A 16,348-nucleotide genomic window follows, 5' to 3' on the forward strand; every position below is an offset into this window, starting at 1 on the left:
ATAATACCGTTACCTATTGAAATAATCCCGACAATAAATGCGGGAATAATCCAAAGAGAAGAATAGTGATCCCGCACACTATGGCTATTAAATAAGGCCATGATCTTGTGGTGTAAGTAGGGGGGAGGGATTCTTCCTTTCGGAGAAAAGCATATAGTGGAATTTTGAAATAATAGAACAACGAAATGACCGAAGTCAGTGCTCCAGTAATCAACAGCAGCAGTAGAGCGACATCCTGTGTGTTTTGATAGCGGTCAAATGTAGAAGTGAAAACCAACAGCTTGCCGATAAAACCTGCCGTGGGCGGAAGCCCAATGAGAGATATACCCAGCAGTGTAAAGGTCGTAAATAATAAGGGCTTATGTTTGCCCAGTCCACTGTAGTCCACGAGCGCTGTTGAGCCTATATACTTTTCTAGGAATTGTATGATTGCAAATGCACCAATGGTCATTATAGCATATACGGTAATGTAAAAAAGTAACGTCTTATAATCCGAACTGGGACTGCTGATAATAGCCATCAATAAAAAACCCGTATGACCGATTGACGAATAGGCCATCAAGCGCTTGGCATCCGACTGACGAAGAGCAATAAGATTTCCCATCAGCATGGTGACTATCGCTACCACGGTAATGAATAACAGCGTAAGCTCACTAAAATAAAATAAGGTCGATGTCCATGATTCGAATAGACGTTGGAACAGTATAAGGGCAGCTATTTTGGGAACTGTTGCTAAAAATGTGGTGATGGGCGTGGGGGCTCCTTCGTAGACATCGGGAGTCCAGAGATGAAAAGGTACGAAACCTAGCTTGAACCCAATCCCTACAAAAACAAAAAGTATAGCGACGCTGCTCATTATTTTGGGAGCAGAAATCAGTCCTTGAATATGAGACGAGGAAGAGAAATCAAGATTCCCCGTGAAACCATATATCAGGGAGAGACCATACAGCATGACTGCGGCACAGACCGAACCAAATAAGACATATTTCATCGTCGCTTCCGACTGTTTTTTGTTTATTGATGCTGTGGTTTGCAGCTCGTCTTTACCGGATAATACCGGCTTGTTTTCGTTCGTAAAATACCCTACCAACACATACGAACTGATGGACACGGTCTCTATAGCAATAAATACCATCAGCCAATTGGTGCTGAGGGTGAGTAGGTTCATACCTAGGGTGGCTGCTAATAAGATGCTGTATATATCACCTTCGTTTTTTAACCCTTTATCGTTCGCATATTCACGAATCAGCACCAAGATGGGAAGCAATAAAACAAGCATGATCAATCGACCGTATACAGCAAGGGTATCCACTTGCAGCATACCAAAGAATCCGGATTGTGGTTGCCCAAGTTGACTGTACACGGCATAGGCTGTCCCTACGATTCCGAGGCATGCGATGCTGAAAGTACTGTTTCTCCAATAACGATCTAAAAACAGACTGGAAAATATACAGCAAAGGAAAGCTATTATCAAAACCAGTTCAGGCTTGAATACAGGTATGGAGCGTATAATCTGATCCAGTAGGGAGCTAATCTGTGGCGTAAATTCTTCCATAGGTATTAAAAGTAGGGCGATAATAGCGAGATGAGGTTCAGCACGCTGCTATTGACCGTGTCAAATACTAAAGAGGGCATTATACCTAGCGCCAAAGCTAATGCCAAAGTAGGAAAAAGGACGATTCGTTCTCTTATGTTTACATCGTGCAGAGCAGCAGTCCATGCCTCTCCTCCCTTAAGTCGTGTCTGTCCGAAGAACATGCGCTGCAGTGTCCATAAAAAATAGACCGCACTGAGGAGTATACCTAAGGAGCCTGCGATAGCCATCCACCTCGGAATTCCTGTACCTACACTTTCCGCATTAAATGTGCCTATAATAACAAAAGCTTCGCCGATGAACGCTGAAAAGCCGGGCAGACCAAGCGAGGCAAAGAAGGCGATAGCGACAAATCCCGTATAAGCAGGCATCAGCGATGCTAAGCCTCTGAAATTATAAATATAGCGATCATGAACCCGGTCATAGATCACACCGACCAAGAAAAAGAGGGAAGCTGATAGAAAGCCATGGCTGATCATCTGAAATATTGCTCCGGATACGCCTTCTGCAGTCATAGAGGCTAGGCCGAGTAATACAAACCCCATATGCGATACGGAGGAGTAGGCGATCAGGCGCTTTAAATCTTTTTGGGCAAGTGCATTCAGCGCACCATACAGAATGGAAATAATACCGATCAGTCCCAACCACCAGTTTGCATCGACAGCAGCATCCGGAAATATACTGTAACATACTCGGATGATACCATAGCCACCGATCTTTAATAGTATACCTGCCAGAATAATGGATACCGGTGTAGGAGCCTCAACGTGGGCATCGGGCAGCCAGGTATGCAAGGGAACTACGGGGACTTTGATGGCAAAGGCGATGAAGAGGACTATAAATCCGATCATGCGTGCCGGTATACCCAATACTTCGTTATAGTTGTTCAGGTAGGCAAAGAAAGAACCGTCTACATAGTTGTCCGGATTCATCATATGCAACATGTTGAACGTATGTGCTCCCGTGTCCGGGTTGATGACTGAGAAATAAAGACCAACGATAATCAGTAACATGAATACGGATCCGAAGAGCGTATAGATAAAGAACTTCATGGCTGCGTATTCGCGGTTTGCCCCACCCCATATACCGATCAGGAAGTACAGAGGCAACAACATTACCTCGTAGAAAATATAGAACAGGAAGAAATCCAATGCGGTGAATATACCTATCACGGCCATGTTGAGCAGCATCAGCAGTGCAAAGTACCCTTTGGGACTTTTTGTGATATTCCAGGAGGCACCTATAGCCATCAGCATCACGAAAGCAGATAAAAGGAGCAGTGGCATGGAGACGCCATCGACTCCTAGGAAATAGTCAATTTCCAACTGGCCCAGGTTTCCCAAGGCTAACCGTATCCAGGGGATTTGTTCGACAAATTGATAGCCATTGGTGGTGTTGATCCCCTGTGCTGTCTGGTCAAATTGAAGATAGAGCGAACCTGCGAGTGCAAACTGAACTAAAGTAATAGCCAGCGCAATGTATTTATACGTTTTCTGTAGACTGTGGGGGAGTGATAGTATCACCAATGTTGCCACCAAGGGCAAAAATATAAGTATTGATAGTAATCCCATGCTATCGTAATATCAAATAAAGTATTCCAATTAAAACAACGGTAAATGCAAATCCCAGGTAGTTCTGTATACGTCCATTCTGTATCCATCGCAGCAAGTGACCTAAATAGTAAGCTGTTCCTGCAATAGTATTAACAATACCATCGACTATATGTTTGTCCCACCAGGCCGCAAGTTGACTTAAGAGTAAGGTGATATAGCGGATCACCCGTACAAAACCATCTACCAGGTACCTGTCCAGTACAGAGGCAACGTTACTAAGGTATAGGGTACCCCTGCTCGTACTATTGACCATGCCTTCTACGATGTATTGATCCAGCCATACGCTTGTCTTGCTGATCACTAAAGTTGCCTTGACAAAAGTGCTGTTGATAAACTTGTTGATCCCAAGTTGATTGGTTTCGGCTTTGATCCATCCGCTGTTGGCGTCTAGAGGGTATTTACCCAATACATACCAGTTGTAGCCTATCACCCAGCTTATGAGTGCTGTTATGGTCAGGATCAAAGGGACAAAGAGGTGTAGGCTGTGTATTTCCTTAAAGATATAATCTATGGAAAATCCTTCCAAAATGCCTGCCTGGTGATAAGAAACCGGGTTCCAGGAGAATACAAAAAATAACGAGCAGATTGCTAGAAAGTACATCGGGTATAGCATCTGTTTTGGGGCTTCATGTAGGTGTGGTCTCACTTGTTCAGGGAGACGAGACTTACCCAAAAATGCTTTAAAGATCAATCGTCCGATATAGAATGCTGTCAATATACTCACGAGTACCAATAAAATGGGTACGATAAAATAAAGTCCTCCTTTATGCATAGCCCATTCGAAGGTTGCGATCACAATGGCGTCTTTGGATAGGAAGCCCGATGTAAGGGGAAATCCTGCAAGCGCTAAAGAAGCGATACTCATGAGCACAAATGTTTTAGGCATATATTTTCGTAGGCCACCCATGTGACGTAGATCCTGAGGGTCAAAATCTAACCCTGACTTATCCTTGGCATGTGCAATTTCATGAATGACAGCTCCTGCACATAGAAAGAGGAGACACTTGAAAAAGGCATGTGTTGCCAAGTGGAATAATGCGGCATCCCATGCGCCAATGCCGACAGCAGCCATCATATAGCCCAGTTGGGATATGGTGGAGAATGCCAGTACTCTTTTGATATCATATTGCCCCGAGGCAAAGTAAGCTGCCAATGTCGCCGTCACGGTACCTATAATGGTAATAAACAGGAGTACATGATCGTTGAAAAGTGGGAACAGGGTACATAATAAGAATACACCGGCTGCGACCATCGTAGCGGCGTGTATCAGAGAGGAAACCGATGTGGGGCCTTCCATAGCATCAGGAAGCCAGACATGCAGCGGAAATTGTGCCGATTTGGCCATCGCTCCGAGAAAGAAGCCTAGGCCTGCCAAGGTCATCAGCCCAGTATTGTTATCAAATCCCGAATAAACCAGCCCTTCCTTGCCGAACAGATCCACGAGATCCAGCGTGCCGAACGTGGTGAATACCGCCGCTATACCGATTAAAAAGCCCAGATCTCCAATACGATTGATCAGAAAGGCCTTTTTATTTGCTTGTACTGCTGATTCTTTGGTAAACCAAAAACCAATTAATAGGTAGGATGCAAAACCCACCAATTCCCAAAAAATGTAGGATACCAGTATGTTTTTGGAAATACAGAGACCGAGCATGGCAAAACAGAAGAGGCTGAGGTACATCCAGTACCGGTGTATCCCAGGGTCACCTTTCATATAGGCTCTCGAGTAGATATGCACTGGAAGAGCCACGATACTGACAATGAACAGCATCAATACCGTTAGGTTGTTTAATAATATGCCGATAGTAAATGTCTTATCACCTATACGGAACCAATCGTAGGTATGATGCATTGGCATATTATTCCAGACTTCTGCAAAGACAAATATCCCTGACAGAAGGGCGCTTAAGGCAATCGCTACAAGAGAGAATATACCTGAAGTCGATTTTTTGCCCCGTATAGCCTGTATAAGGAAGGCCATAAAAGGGAGCAGTACAACGAGTATACTGGCACTAATCGGTGATATATTTAACAGCTCTGTCATCAGTCACGCAAATCGGTGATATTATCCGGGTTAATAGTTTTATAATGACCGTACACCTGCAGTATGATTGCCAGGGCGACCGCAACGGATGCTGCCGCTAGTACAATGGCGAAGAGGGCAAACACTTGGCCTGAATAGTTGATTTTGTCATACTTGCCGAAGGCTACAAAGTTGAGTATGGCAGCATTGATCATCAATTCAATACCTACCAGTATCAGGATTGCATTCCTTTTGGCCAGTACGGCATAGAGGCCTATACAGAAGATGCATGCGCTCACGACCAAAAAATGAGTTAAGGTAATCATCTTTGTTCCTCCTTTCGTGAAAGATGAGCGGCACCTATGAGTACCATGAGCAGAAAAACCGAAATGACTTCAAAAGGGAGTACGTACTGTGTCATGAACCGCAGGCCCAACTGTTGTACATTGTTGTCATTCGGTTGTATGATATTTCCTTGTTTGATATTTTGTACGATCCATTCAGGCGTCTGTTGCTGCCACTCGATAATTCCCCACAGTATTACGGCAAGAAAGCCTAGAACCAATAATAGCGATTGCCAATTGGGTAGGTTTATCCAGCGACCGGACAGCTGTTGAAGGGATTTCAGTAATTCCTTGTTGGAAAGCATGAATGCAAATAGCATCAAGATCAGTACGCCACCTACGTAAACCATAATCTGTGTGATGGCTACAAAATCTGCCAAGGCAAATATAAACAGCCCCGCCATAGAAAATAAGGTGACAAAGAATAGGAATAAAGCACGCGCTGTATTTTTTAAGCTGACGACCAATAATGCCGAACCTATAGCGAGTGCCGCAAAAGCATAGAATATAAATTCTTCCATATCGCTTACTTTTTCTTGGCTGCCTCCTTTTCAGCTTGATGTTTGGTCCATTCGGCCTTGCGTTGTGCGATTTCGGTGTCCGACATCTCTCCAAAACCGTAGATTAAATCGGTCAATTGTGTTGTGCTCCGATCGTATTGGTTGGTCATTGTGATGCATTCGGTAGGGCATACTACTGTGCATAGTCCACAGTACATACACTTCGCCATATCAATATCAAACTGCGCAGCGTACAGTCTTTTGACCGATCCGTCCGAAGTTTTGCCTATGGCTTCTGGTGATTTGATAGCCTCAATAGTGATACAGTCTACCGGGCAGGCTTTAGCACATAAGTCGCATACAATACAATCGTCAATCTCCACATCCAGTTGATATCTTGCTACCTCGGGAATAGGCATTTTCTCTTTCGGGAATTGTACTGTCGTGACACCCTCCTGTTGATCGAAGTAGTCTTTACTGCGTATATCAACAGATTGGCGGGATCGACGTGCCCCAAAGAGGTGCCGGAACGTCAAAAATAATCCTTTGACGGCCGAAGAAAAACCCTGTATCGTTGTTTTTAAGATCAATTTCTTGTTGTTAACTTGTTGTCAAGTTATCCAGTTGTCGAGTTGCCTTGTTAACTCGTTCACTCGATAACTTGTTCACTCCTTATTAATTATTCTATTATCCAGTTGTCGAGCTGTCTTGTTAACTCGTTCACTCGATAACTTGTTCACTCCTTACACCCTTACACCATCACCAAAATACGCCACAGTCCTGATATGGCCATGCACAAAAATCCCAATGGGATCATTACTTTCCAGCACAGGCTCATCAGTTGGTCTGCTCTAAAACGGGGCAGTGTCCATCGGATCCATATCTGCACGCCTACCACAATAAGCGATTTGAGGAGTGTCCAAAAGATGCCCCATCCGATTCCTGTTGTCCAGTCTGCGAGCCGTATAACACCTATATTAGGTAGGGGAGTGTTCCATCCTCCTAAAAATATAACAACACCGAGCATCGCTACCAAAAACATCATCGCATATTCGGCGAGGAATATAAAAGCGAAACGAATCCCTCCATATTCTGTATGAAAGCCTCCGATCAGTTCGGACTCAGCCTCCGGTATATCGAAGGGGGCTCGGTTACATTCTGCCAGCGACGCGATAAAAAAGATGAGGTATACGACGATAAGGTGTGGCGCCTGAAATACATGCCAGGCAAATATGCCCCCGATGTGGCTAACATCCCAGATGCCTAAAAATAAAATGGGATCGGCAGACAATATACCTTGTTGATATCCAATCTCGTTCAGGTTTAATGTCTGAGTGATCATCACGGCAGCTATCAGAGACAGGCCCACAGGGATTTCGTAAGATACCATCTGCGCAATTGCACGTATAGCTCCAAGAAGCGAATACTTGTTGTTCGATCCCCAGCCCGCCATCAGGATACCTATTGCATCGATGGACACGACCGCCATAATGAAGAACAAGCCGGTGTGTGTATTGGCCGGAAGCCAGTCTGGTGCCCAGGGGATGACCGAGTACCCGATATACACCGCACCGAATATAATGATTGGTGCTACAGCAAATAGGATTCTGTCTGCGGCTTTGGGCGTAATAAATTCTTTTTGCAAAAGTTTAAGAATGTCAGCGATGGTCTGTAAAAGGCCGTACTTGCCTGTTTCCATTGGACCGAGCCTGTCCTGTACAAAACCCGCAATCTTACGTTCTGCATATACCGCAAACAGCGTGAATAGCGCGATAAAGCCAAAGATAGCTATAGGTATAATGATATGGACAATTAGTTGGCTCACAAAGCTCTTTAGAATAATTCTTAATTGGATGCAAACATACGCAAAACGTAGCAAAAGAACGATAGAAAAACCATCACAGGCATGTCATACGTCAAATTAATATGCCTGAATATGATTCATTTTATTGTTCCGATTTCAAAAATAAACTATTTCTGTGAAATAATATACTGAATTGGTAGAGTATTATTTTGTTAGCTTAGGGTTGCCGCAGGTTTGTGTGTCTTGTGGGCTAGTTTTTCTGACCTGCCAAGTTCGTGTAATTCATGGATGAGTGCTTCAATATTATCCAGACGCTCCAGTAATGCTGTATCATTTTCTTGCTCGATTGATTTGGTGATACTGACCGAAATACCGACCAAAAGTGCATTGATGCGGTAAGCTAGCGTTTGAAAAGAGAGCATGTCACTCCAATCCTGCTTCTTGTAGCGCGGTTCCTTTTGGAACTGATCCAGATTATCATAGAGTTGTGCCAATGAAGTCTGTGCGTGCTTTCGTACAAGTCTCAGCTCCTGATGATCTACATTGTGTTCGCATAGTCGTGCCCGTAGTTTATGATAGTAATTCTGGTAATTGCCAATAAGTATCTCCGTTAGGCTTTTCATTGTTTTGTGATGGTTGACAGGCAGGGCAAAACAGCCTATCAGCGCTATGATCGATCCCAGTAGTGTAAAAGCTAAGCGGCTGCCCAGTAAATCCCATATATTTCCTTCGTAGAGGTGTAGGGCAAGTATTGCTGCAATGGTAATGAATATCACACAGATCAGATAGTCAGGTTTGTTAAAGAGAAAGAAACCATACAAACTTATCATGGCAATCAGTAGTAGGATGGTGGTATCGTGTGTGGCCAAGGTAATCAATAGACTGGCTGCAATGCCAACTAAGGATCCGACAATACGTTGGTAATTTCTCCTTTGTGTCGTGGCGTAGCTCGGACGTGCCACCAAGATAACGGTCAGTATAATCCAAGAGGCGTACCGATATTCTGGCAGCGTGTAGCCAACGAGTCCCGATAGCATCAGTAATGTAGCCATACGTATCGAGTAGATAAATATGGGGGACCTCGTTTTGATATGTTTTGCGATAACCTGACGCTTATTTGTCGTGGGAACAAAGTTTTTGTACGAGGCCGTACTGACCCACGTGGGATCCGGTGCAATGTTCGCTTGTTGGATCTGTTGGACGATGGTTACGATATGTCTGATATGAATCAGAATCGGATTTATCAATGCTTTGTTTTCGTTGTCTGAACTGTTCAGTATCTGTTCTAGTTTTTTTATGTCGGCGCTGATCTGCTGTTTTGTCTTTATTTCGACATTTTTATCCGTCATCTCGACAAGGTCGAAGTGACCAGAACCTTTAGGGGCTTTATTCAGCTCCATAGAACTTGTATTTTCCAGGTCCTTGATTTCGTTAGAAAGAAGTAGAAGGATATGGCGTATAATAGGGAGTACTTCGGAGTGTTTTAACTTTTCGCGAATTGTTTCATAATCAGTGTCTATTCCCATCAAGAGTTCGTAGAGGTCTATTAGTCGATAGATTTTACGCAGCCAAATGAGGTCAGACTCATGCTCTGATGTGATTAGTGTTTTTTCGCGAAGCAGCAGCGATCGGATGTTCTCGAGTTGTTCACTGATTTTGATATGCAGTAGACTCAATTCGCGGTATGCCTGTTCTAGAGGGAGTCTTTCATCATAGCATTTTATCTTCGTTTCTAAGAGTATTGCCATCTGTTCGAAACCGTCTTTCATTGCATACTTTAAAGAACGATAAGGTGACAGGTAGGCTTGTAGTAGGCTGATTACAAAAAAACACCCAGTTCCTACGCTAAAGGATAGTGCAAAAATAATGGGATCCTGCGGTTTGAGTCCGATGGTAAAGCTAATAACAATCATGGTCAGGTTGCCGATGACACCCCATCTAGGACCTAAAGCGATCAATAATGTGCAAAGGAAGCCCCATATTCCTAGAATTGGCAATATGCCCCAAGAGAGATGGTGCAGGGCCAGGGCTGTAGAAAAGGCCGTGATCGTAAATAAGGTGCTGCACCAGATCGCTGTCATTGTTTTGTCCTGTCTGTTTCCCGGCAGATCGGTAAGGGAAGAGAGTATTACACCTACAGCAAAGGCTATGGCGACATCTAGACTTATGGTATAGAAAAGTAAGATAGCAGGGAGTAGAATAACAAGGATGTTTCGTAAGGCATCCTTGCTAAACTCTTTGCCGAAAAATTGATTGACAATACGAATCATAAAGCCTATTTACAATTGATCTTTTAAATCGATTGCAAAAGTACGAAAAAATCACTTATGTAAAATATATTTTTATGAAATGTTTTTCGTTCAGAATATTGTTTTGTGTTTATGGTGTCTTATAGAATATGTGTTATTAAAAAAGACCCTTCCGATTTCTCGGAAAGGTCTAATAGAAGAAATATAGATTGATGAATTAGTAACTAATAGGTTGCATACTGTGATACCGCTTCTTTGCTCTCGAGTTCGGTCCTGCCCATTAAGAACTCATCTACCTTACGAGCGCACTCCCGGCCTTCGGATATTGCCCATACGACGAGAGATTGTCCTCGGCGCATGTCTCCTGCTGTGAAATATTTGTCGACATTGGTTCTATAGTCTTTTTCTGAGGCTTTGACATTACCTCTGTCATCGCTGGCGATGTGGAGTTGCTGTAGAACCCCTTCCTGCTGTGGATGTAGGAAGCCCATAGCCAGTGTTACCAGTTCACAGGGGATTTCCCGTTCCGAACCTTCTACCTCCTTAAATCTGGTAGGTCTCCCAAAAGTATCACTTTCCCACTCTAGATCTACGATGCGGGCTGCACGGAGGTTGCCTGCCTCATCTCCTAAGAAGGCTTTGGTGCTAATGCTCCAATGACGTTGGCATCCTTCCTCGTGCGATGTTGTCGTTTTGAGGAGCATGGGGTAGGTGGGCCAGGGCATAGCCGAGGTGCGGCTTTGTGGCGGCTGTGGCATCAGTTCAAATTGCGTGACCGATTTGGCACCGTGACGATTGGATGTGCCGACACAATCGGAGCCGGTGTCGCCACCGCCAATAACCAGTACATTTTTGCCCTTTGCATGTATAGGCTCTGTCGTGAGTGGAGAATTCCCTACGCGTTTATTTTGTTGCTTTAAGAATTCCATAGCGTAGTGGACTCCTTTTAGTTCCCGCCCTGGAATGTTTAGATCACGGGGTATGGTAGAACCTCCAGCCAGCACTACGGCATCGTATTGGTCGAGTTCCGATGTCGGGGTATTTTTGCCTATTTCTGAATTTGTACGAAACTCGATGCCGGATTCCTCCATGATGGCGACTCGTCGATCGATTACTGTTTTGTCGAGTTTGAAATCCGGTATACCATAACGTAGCAATCCTCCCACTTTGTCATCTCTTTCGTATACCACGACATCATGGCCAGCTTTGTTTAGCTGGGCTGCAGCTGCTAGCCCTGCAGGGCCCGAACCTACTACAGCGATTTTCTTTCCAGTTTTGAGGTAGGATCTATTAGGCTTTACGTAACCTTTTTTATAAGCTATCTCGATGATATGTTTTTCTATTTCCTCAATAGCAACCGGGCTTTTGTTGATCCCCAGTACGCAGGCTGACTCACAGGGAGCAGGGCAGATACGGCCGGTAAATTCGGGGAAGTTGTTGGTGGATGTCAGTATGTTGTACGCATCTTCCCATTTTCCGTCATACACGGCATCGTTAAATTCAGGGATTACATTCCCTAAAGGGCAGCCTGAGTGGCAAAAAGGAATGCCGCAATTCATACAGCGTGCTGCTTGCTGGTTGAGCTGTTCGTCCTTATAGCTGTGAACAAACTCCTGATAATTTTTCGTTCTGCTTGCTATTGGCTCCTTTTGAGGTGCAGATCTGTCAAATTCTAAAAATCCTGTCGCTTTTCCCATGTTTCACTACTTAATTTAAGCTACAACCAATTGTTTGCGGATTACATTTTTATATTCCCTTGGGAATACTTTGATGAACCTGTTTTTTTCTGTTATCCAATGTTGAAGAATGTAAGAAGCTCTATCGCTATTGGTTAAGTGTATATGTCTTTTTAAGAGCGCTATGATAGCGGATTCGTCTTCGGTCTCGAGCGGGTCGAGGTCTACCATTTCTTGGTTGCAATTGTCCCGAAACGTTCCGTTGACATCATATACCCAGGCTATTCCACCACTCATTCCCGCTGCAAAGTTTCGTCCCGTTGCTCCCAGTATCAGGGCGCGGCCTCCTGTCATATATTCGCAACCATGGTCGCCAATGCCTTCTACTACGGCTGTGGCTCCCGAGTTGCGGACGGCAAATCGCTCTCCGGCCATCCCGTTGATGAACAAGTGGCCGGAGGTAGCACCATACAATGCGACATTGCCTATAATAATGTTTTCGTGAGGTATTAAAGTACTTTCTTTTGCTGGATAGATAGCGAGTTGCGCACCAGATAGGCCTTTGCCCACGTAGTCATTGGCTTCTCCCTCGAGCTCCAGCGATATTCCTTTTGTGTTAAAGGCACCGAAGGACTGGCCTGCCGAACCCTCAAATTTATAGTTGATGGTATTGTCCGGAAGTCCCTCTGAGCCGTATATTTTGGATATTTCGTTGGATAGGAGTGTGCCTATCGTGCGATCTGTATTCTTGATATGAAAGGTGCCAAATACAGGTGTCTTGGCTTCCAATGCAGGCTTGGCTTGTTTTAATAACCCCCAGTCCAGGATCATGGCCATGCCGTGATCTTGTTCTTCGGTATTGTATAGCGTTTCGCTTGCTTCGTTGCGGGCGACATGCAGTAGGTCTTTGAAATCGATTTTGTTAGCTTTCCAATGGTTGATGTTCTCTCGTTTTTTCAGGAATTGTGCCCTTCCTACCATTTCGTTTATCGTACGGAAGCCCAGTTGTGCCATGATTTCGCGCATCTCCTCTGCCAAGAACTGAAAGAGGTGGACGATGTCGTCGGGTGAACCCGAAAATAGCTTGCGCAATTCAGGGTCTTGCGTTGCAACGCCTACAGGGCAGGTGTTTAGGTGGCATTTGCGCATCATGATGCAGCCTCCTGCTACTAGAGCCGCTGTGGCGACGCCCCATTCTTCGGCACCGAGGAGTGTAGCAATGACGAGATCCCGACCTGTTTTCATCTGTCCGTCCGCCTGTAGCACAATGCGGCTCCGTAGTTTGTTGATGACCAGGGTCTGATGTGCCTCAGCCAGCCCGAGTTCCCAGGGTAGTCCTGCATGTTTGATGGAGCTGATCGGTGAGGCTCCTGTACCGCCGTCGTAGCCGGCGATCAATATGACATCGGCATGCGCTTTGGCAACACCGGCTGCTATGGTACCTACACCTGCTTTAGAAACGAGCTTGACATTGATCCGTGCATTCCGATTGGCATTTTTGAGGTCAAATATCAGCTGTGCTAGATCTTCGATAGAATAAATGTCATGGTGCGGTGGTGGTGATATCAGGCCTACGCCGGGTGTGGCATGACGCACTTTGGCTATCCACTCGTCGACCTTATGGCCAGGGAGCTGCCCTCCTTCGCCGGGTTTGGCGCCTTGTGCCATTTTAATCTGTATCTCATCGGCTTGCGTGAGGTAGTTGGAGGTTACACCAAAACGGGCTGATGCTACTTGTTTGATCGCAGAGCGCATGGAGTCTCCATTAGACAACTTTTCGTATCGTATTTCATCTTCACCACCTTCTCCGGTATTGGATTTTCCTCCGATACGGTTCATGGCAATGGCAAGTGTGCTATGGGCTTCGTGTGATATCGAACCAAAAGACATGGCACCTGTAGCAAAGCGTTTCATGATCTCACTTGCGGGCTCGACCTCGTCCATAGGAATAGGGGTACGGTGCTTGGCAAAATTAAGTAGGCCTCTCAGTGTAAACAGGTGTTCATCTTGGTTGTTGATCAGTGCTGAATATTTTTTGTAGGTTTCGAAATCGCCCGTACGGCAGGCTTGTTGTAGCAAGTGTACCGTTTGTGGATTCCACAAGTGGCCTTCCCCTCGACGCTTCCATTGGTATAGGCCTCCTTCGGGGAGTAAAATTTTGGTCGTCCGTTGGTTCCCAAAACTACGTTCATGTTTCGCTAGTGCTTCTTTGGCTATATCATCAAGATTCAGACCTCCTATACGGGATACGGCTCCGCAAAAATAGGTGTCCACGACCGATTTGTCGATACCAAGGACTTCAAAAATCTGTGCGCCGTGGTACGATTGCAGGGTCGATATCCCCATCTTGGAGAAAATTTTCAACAGACCATTACATACAGCCTTGACATAATTCTTGCGTAGCTCTTCCCAAGTCAGTTCGGTGTCAAGCAGGTTCTCCGCTTTTAGTGTACGGATGCTGGCTAATGCCAGATACGGATTGATCGCTGTAGCGCCAAAGGCCAGTAGGCAGGCAAAATGATGTACTTCGAGTGCATCACCGGCTTCTACGACAAGTCCTACGGCACCACGGTTTCCTGTTTTTATGAGATGGTGGTGAACTGCCGATACCGCCAATATCGAAGGTATAGCTGCATGTTGGGAGTCTATTGCCCGGTCAGAAAGGATGATGACTTCGAAACCGTCACGTACGGCATCGTCCGCATAACGGCATAGGCGCTCTATACCTGCTTCCAACGAACCTGATTTGCCATCGGCACGGAAATAAGCCTGTAATGTTTTGGCCTGAAATACTCCTGTATCGATGGAGCGTAGTTTTTCCAGTTCACTGGACGTTAATATCGGATGCTCGAGTGTTACGCAGTGACAGAATTTTTTGTCTTCAATCAATATGTTACCGGCATTGCCGATAAATGTGGCCAAACTCATTACCAATCTTTCCCGTATTGGGTCGATCGGTGGATTGGTCACTTGGGCAAAAAACTGCTTGAAATAGGAAGAAAGGTGCTGCGGTTGATCCGATAATACGGCTAAGGGAACATCGGTACCCATTGAGCCTATAGGTTCGTAACCGGTCAGCGCCATGGGAGTCAAAATCGTCTCCAGGTCTTCACGGGAATAACCAAAAGCCTGCTGGTATTTAAATACGGACTCTTTGGATAGATAGGTAAAGGTGACCCTGGGCTCTGCAAGTTCTTCCAGTCTTATTTTATATTGGTCGATCCAGTCGCCATAGGGTTGCTGGCGGATCAATTGGCCTTTTACTTCTTCGTCCGAACGTATTACTCCTTCTTGCATGTCGACAACGAAGATTTTGCCGGGCTGCTGGCGTCCTTTTTTGATGATGCTGGCTTCTTCTATCGGCAAAGCTCCTGCTTCAGATGCCACGATAACACGGTCATCGGATGTGATTGCATACCGTAATGGTCGCAATCCGTTGCGATCAAGGGTAGCTCCGATAGTATTACCATCGGTAAAGCACAATGCTGCAGGACCATCCCAAGGTTCCATTAAGGTGGCATGGTATTCGTAAAATGCCTTTTTCAAAGGATCCATCTGTGTATTTCCGTCCCAGGCCTCAGGTACCAGCATCAGCATGACGTGAGGCAGGCTCCGTCCGGAATGCAATAATAGTTCGACAACATTGTCCAGGCACGCGGAGTCGGATTGTCCTCGGTCTACGACGGGCAGGAGTATTTTCATTTCCTCCTCGGTGAAGTAGGGGGATGACAGCGAACGGACACCGGCATAGAACCAGTTGAGGTTGCCTGTCAGCGTATTGATCTCTCCATTGTGGGCGATCATACGGAAGGGTTGCGCTAATGACCAGGATGGGAAAGTATTGGTCGAGAAGCGGGAATGTACCAATCCAAAAGCAGATACTACCTTTGGATTCCGTAGATCTTCAAAGTAGGAGCCGACTTGATAGGTCGTTAACTGTCCTTTATAAATAATAGTTTTGCAGGATAGTGAAGCAATATAGAGCGGTAATGGATAGGCTTGGTGAGCTTTGATTTTCTGAATGATCAATCTTCGCAGTACATATAGTTTGCGTTCAAAGTCTTCGGTATTGTTTACACCATGAGGGCGTGCAACAAAAAACTGCACAATTTCGGGCTCTGCTCCTAGTGCAGTGGGGCCAATACCTTCTCGATTTACTGGTACTGTTCGAAAGCCTAAGAATTCCATATTGCGATCGGCGGCCGCTTGCTGTATCACGGTACGGCAAATCTGGTTCAACTGTTCTTCTTTAGGTAAGAATACCATTCCTACGCCGTAATAACCAGGTTCTTGAAGCTGTATGTTTAATTGTATACACTCTTCCCATAAAAACTCGTGCGGCAATTGGATCATAATTCCGGCGCCATCTCCGCTTTCAGGGTCGCATCCACAAGCACCACGGTGTTCCATGTTCTCCAGCATAGTTAGTGCATCCTTTACCTGTTCATGTGACTTACGTCCTTTGATGTGGGCCACAAACCCTACACCACAGGCATCGTGTTCAAACTCGGGGTGGTACAGTCCTTCTTTTTGTTGCATTGCTTC

At 45.3% G+C, this 16,348-nt stretch carries 10 protein-coding genes; all 10 read right to left on the reverse strand.

The window, feature by feature from the left end; all coding sequences use genetic code 11:
- Positions 1-13: 13 nt before the first annotated feature.
- Positions 14-1,555, reverse strand: a complete 1,542-nt coding sequence (locus tag JKG61_RS03530) for an NADH-quinone oxidoreductase subunit N (RefSeq protein WP_202101622.1) — start codon at positions 1,553-1,555, stop codon at positions 14-16.
- A gap of 5 nt (positions 1,556-1,560) precedes the next feature.
- Complete coding sequence (locus tag JKG61_RS03535) at positions 1,561-3,165, reverse strand: complex I subunit 4 family protein (RefSeq protein ID WP_202101623.1); 1,605 nt, start codon at positions 3,163-3,165, stop codon at positions 1,561-1,563.
- Position 3,166: 1 nt separating this feature from the next.
- The gene (locus tag JKG61_RS03540; RefSeq protein WP_202101624.1) at positions 3,167-5,251 is read right to left on the reverse strand and encodes an NADH-quinone oxidoreductase subunit 5 family protein; all 2,085 of its coding nucleotides are present in this window, start codon (positions 5,249-5,251) and stop codon (positions 3,167-3,169) included.
- Positions 5,251-5,556, reverse strand: a complete 306-nt coding sequence (gene nuoK / locus JKG61_RS03545) for an NADH-quinone oxidoreductase subunit NuoK (protein ID WP_202101625.1) — start codon at positions 5,554-5,556, stop codon at positions 5,251-5,253. The genes JKG61_RS03540 and nuoK overlap by 1 nt, the downstream gene beginning before the upstream one ends.
- On the reverse strand, positions 5,553-6,095 hold the full coding sequence (locus tag JKG61_RS03550; RefSeq protein WP_202101626.1) for an NADH-quinone oxidoreductase subunit J family protein: 543 nt from the start codon (positions 6,093-6,095) through the stop codon (positions 5,553-5,555). Before JKG61_RS03550 ends, nuoK begins: the two co-directional genes overlap by 4 nt.
- A gap of 5 nt (positions 6,096-6,100) precedes the next feature.
- Complete coding sequence (locus tag JKG61_RS03555; protein ID WP_031301315.1) at positions 6,101-6,661, reverse strand: NuoI/complex I 23 kDa subunit family protein; 561 nt, start codon at positions 6,659-6,661, stop codon at positions 6,101-6,103.
- A 164-nt stretch (positions 6,662-6,825) separates the two neighbouring features.
- Positions 6,826-7,899, reverse strand: a complete 1,074-nt coding sequence (locus JKG61_RS03560) for a complex I subunit 1/NuoH family protein (RefSeq protein ID WP_202101627.1) — start codon at positions 7,897-7,899, stop codon at positions 6,826-6,828.
- A gap of 191 nt (positions 7,900-8,090) precedes the next feature.
- On the reverse strand, positions 8,091-10,148 hold the full coding sequence (locus tag JKG61_RS03565; RefSeq protein ID WP_202101628.1) for an FUSC family protein: 2,058 nt from the start codon (positions 10,146-10,148) through the stop codon (positions 8,091-8,093).
- A 203-nt stretch (positions 10,149-10,351) separates the two neighbouring features.
- Positions 10,352-11,824 carry a glutamate synthase subunit beta gene (locus JKG61_RS03570; protein ID WP_202101629.1) on the reverse strand — a complete coding sequence of 491 codons (1,473 nt, stop codon included), beginning with the start codon at positions 11,822-11,824 and terminating at the stop codon, positions 10,352-10,354.
- A 15-nt stretch (positions 11,825-11,839) separates the two neighbouring features.
- A complete protein-coding gene (gene gltB, locus JKG61_RS03575) occupies positions 11,840-16,342 on the reverse strand; it encodes a glutamate synthase large subunit (RefSeq protein WP_202101630.1) in 4,503 nt (1,500 codons plus the stop codon).
- Between the last annotated feature and the right edge of the window lie 6 nt (positions 16,343-16,348).

Origin of the sequence: Sphingobacterium faecale, assembly GCF_016746095.1 — a bacterium.
GTDB lineage: Bacteria > Bacteroidota > Bacteroidia > Sphingobacteriales > Sphingobacteriaceae > Sphingobacterium > Sphingobacterium faecale.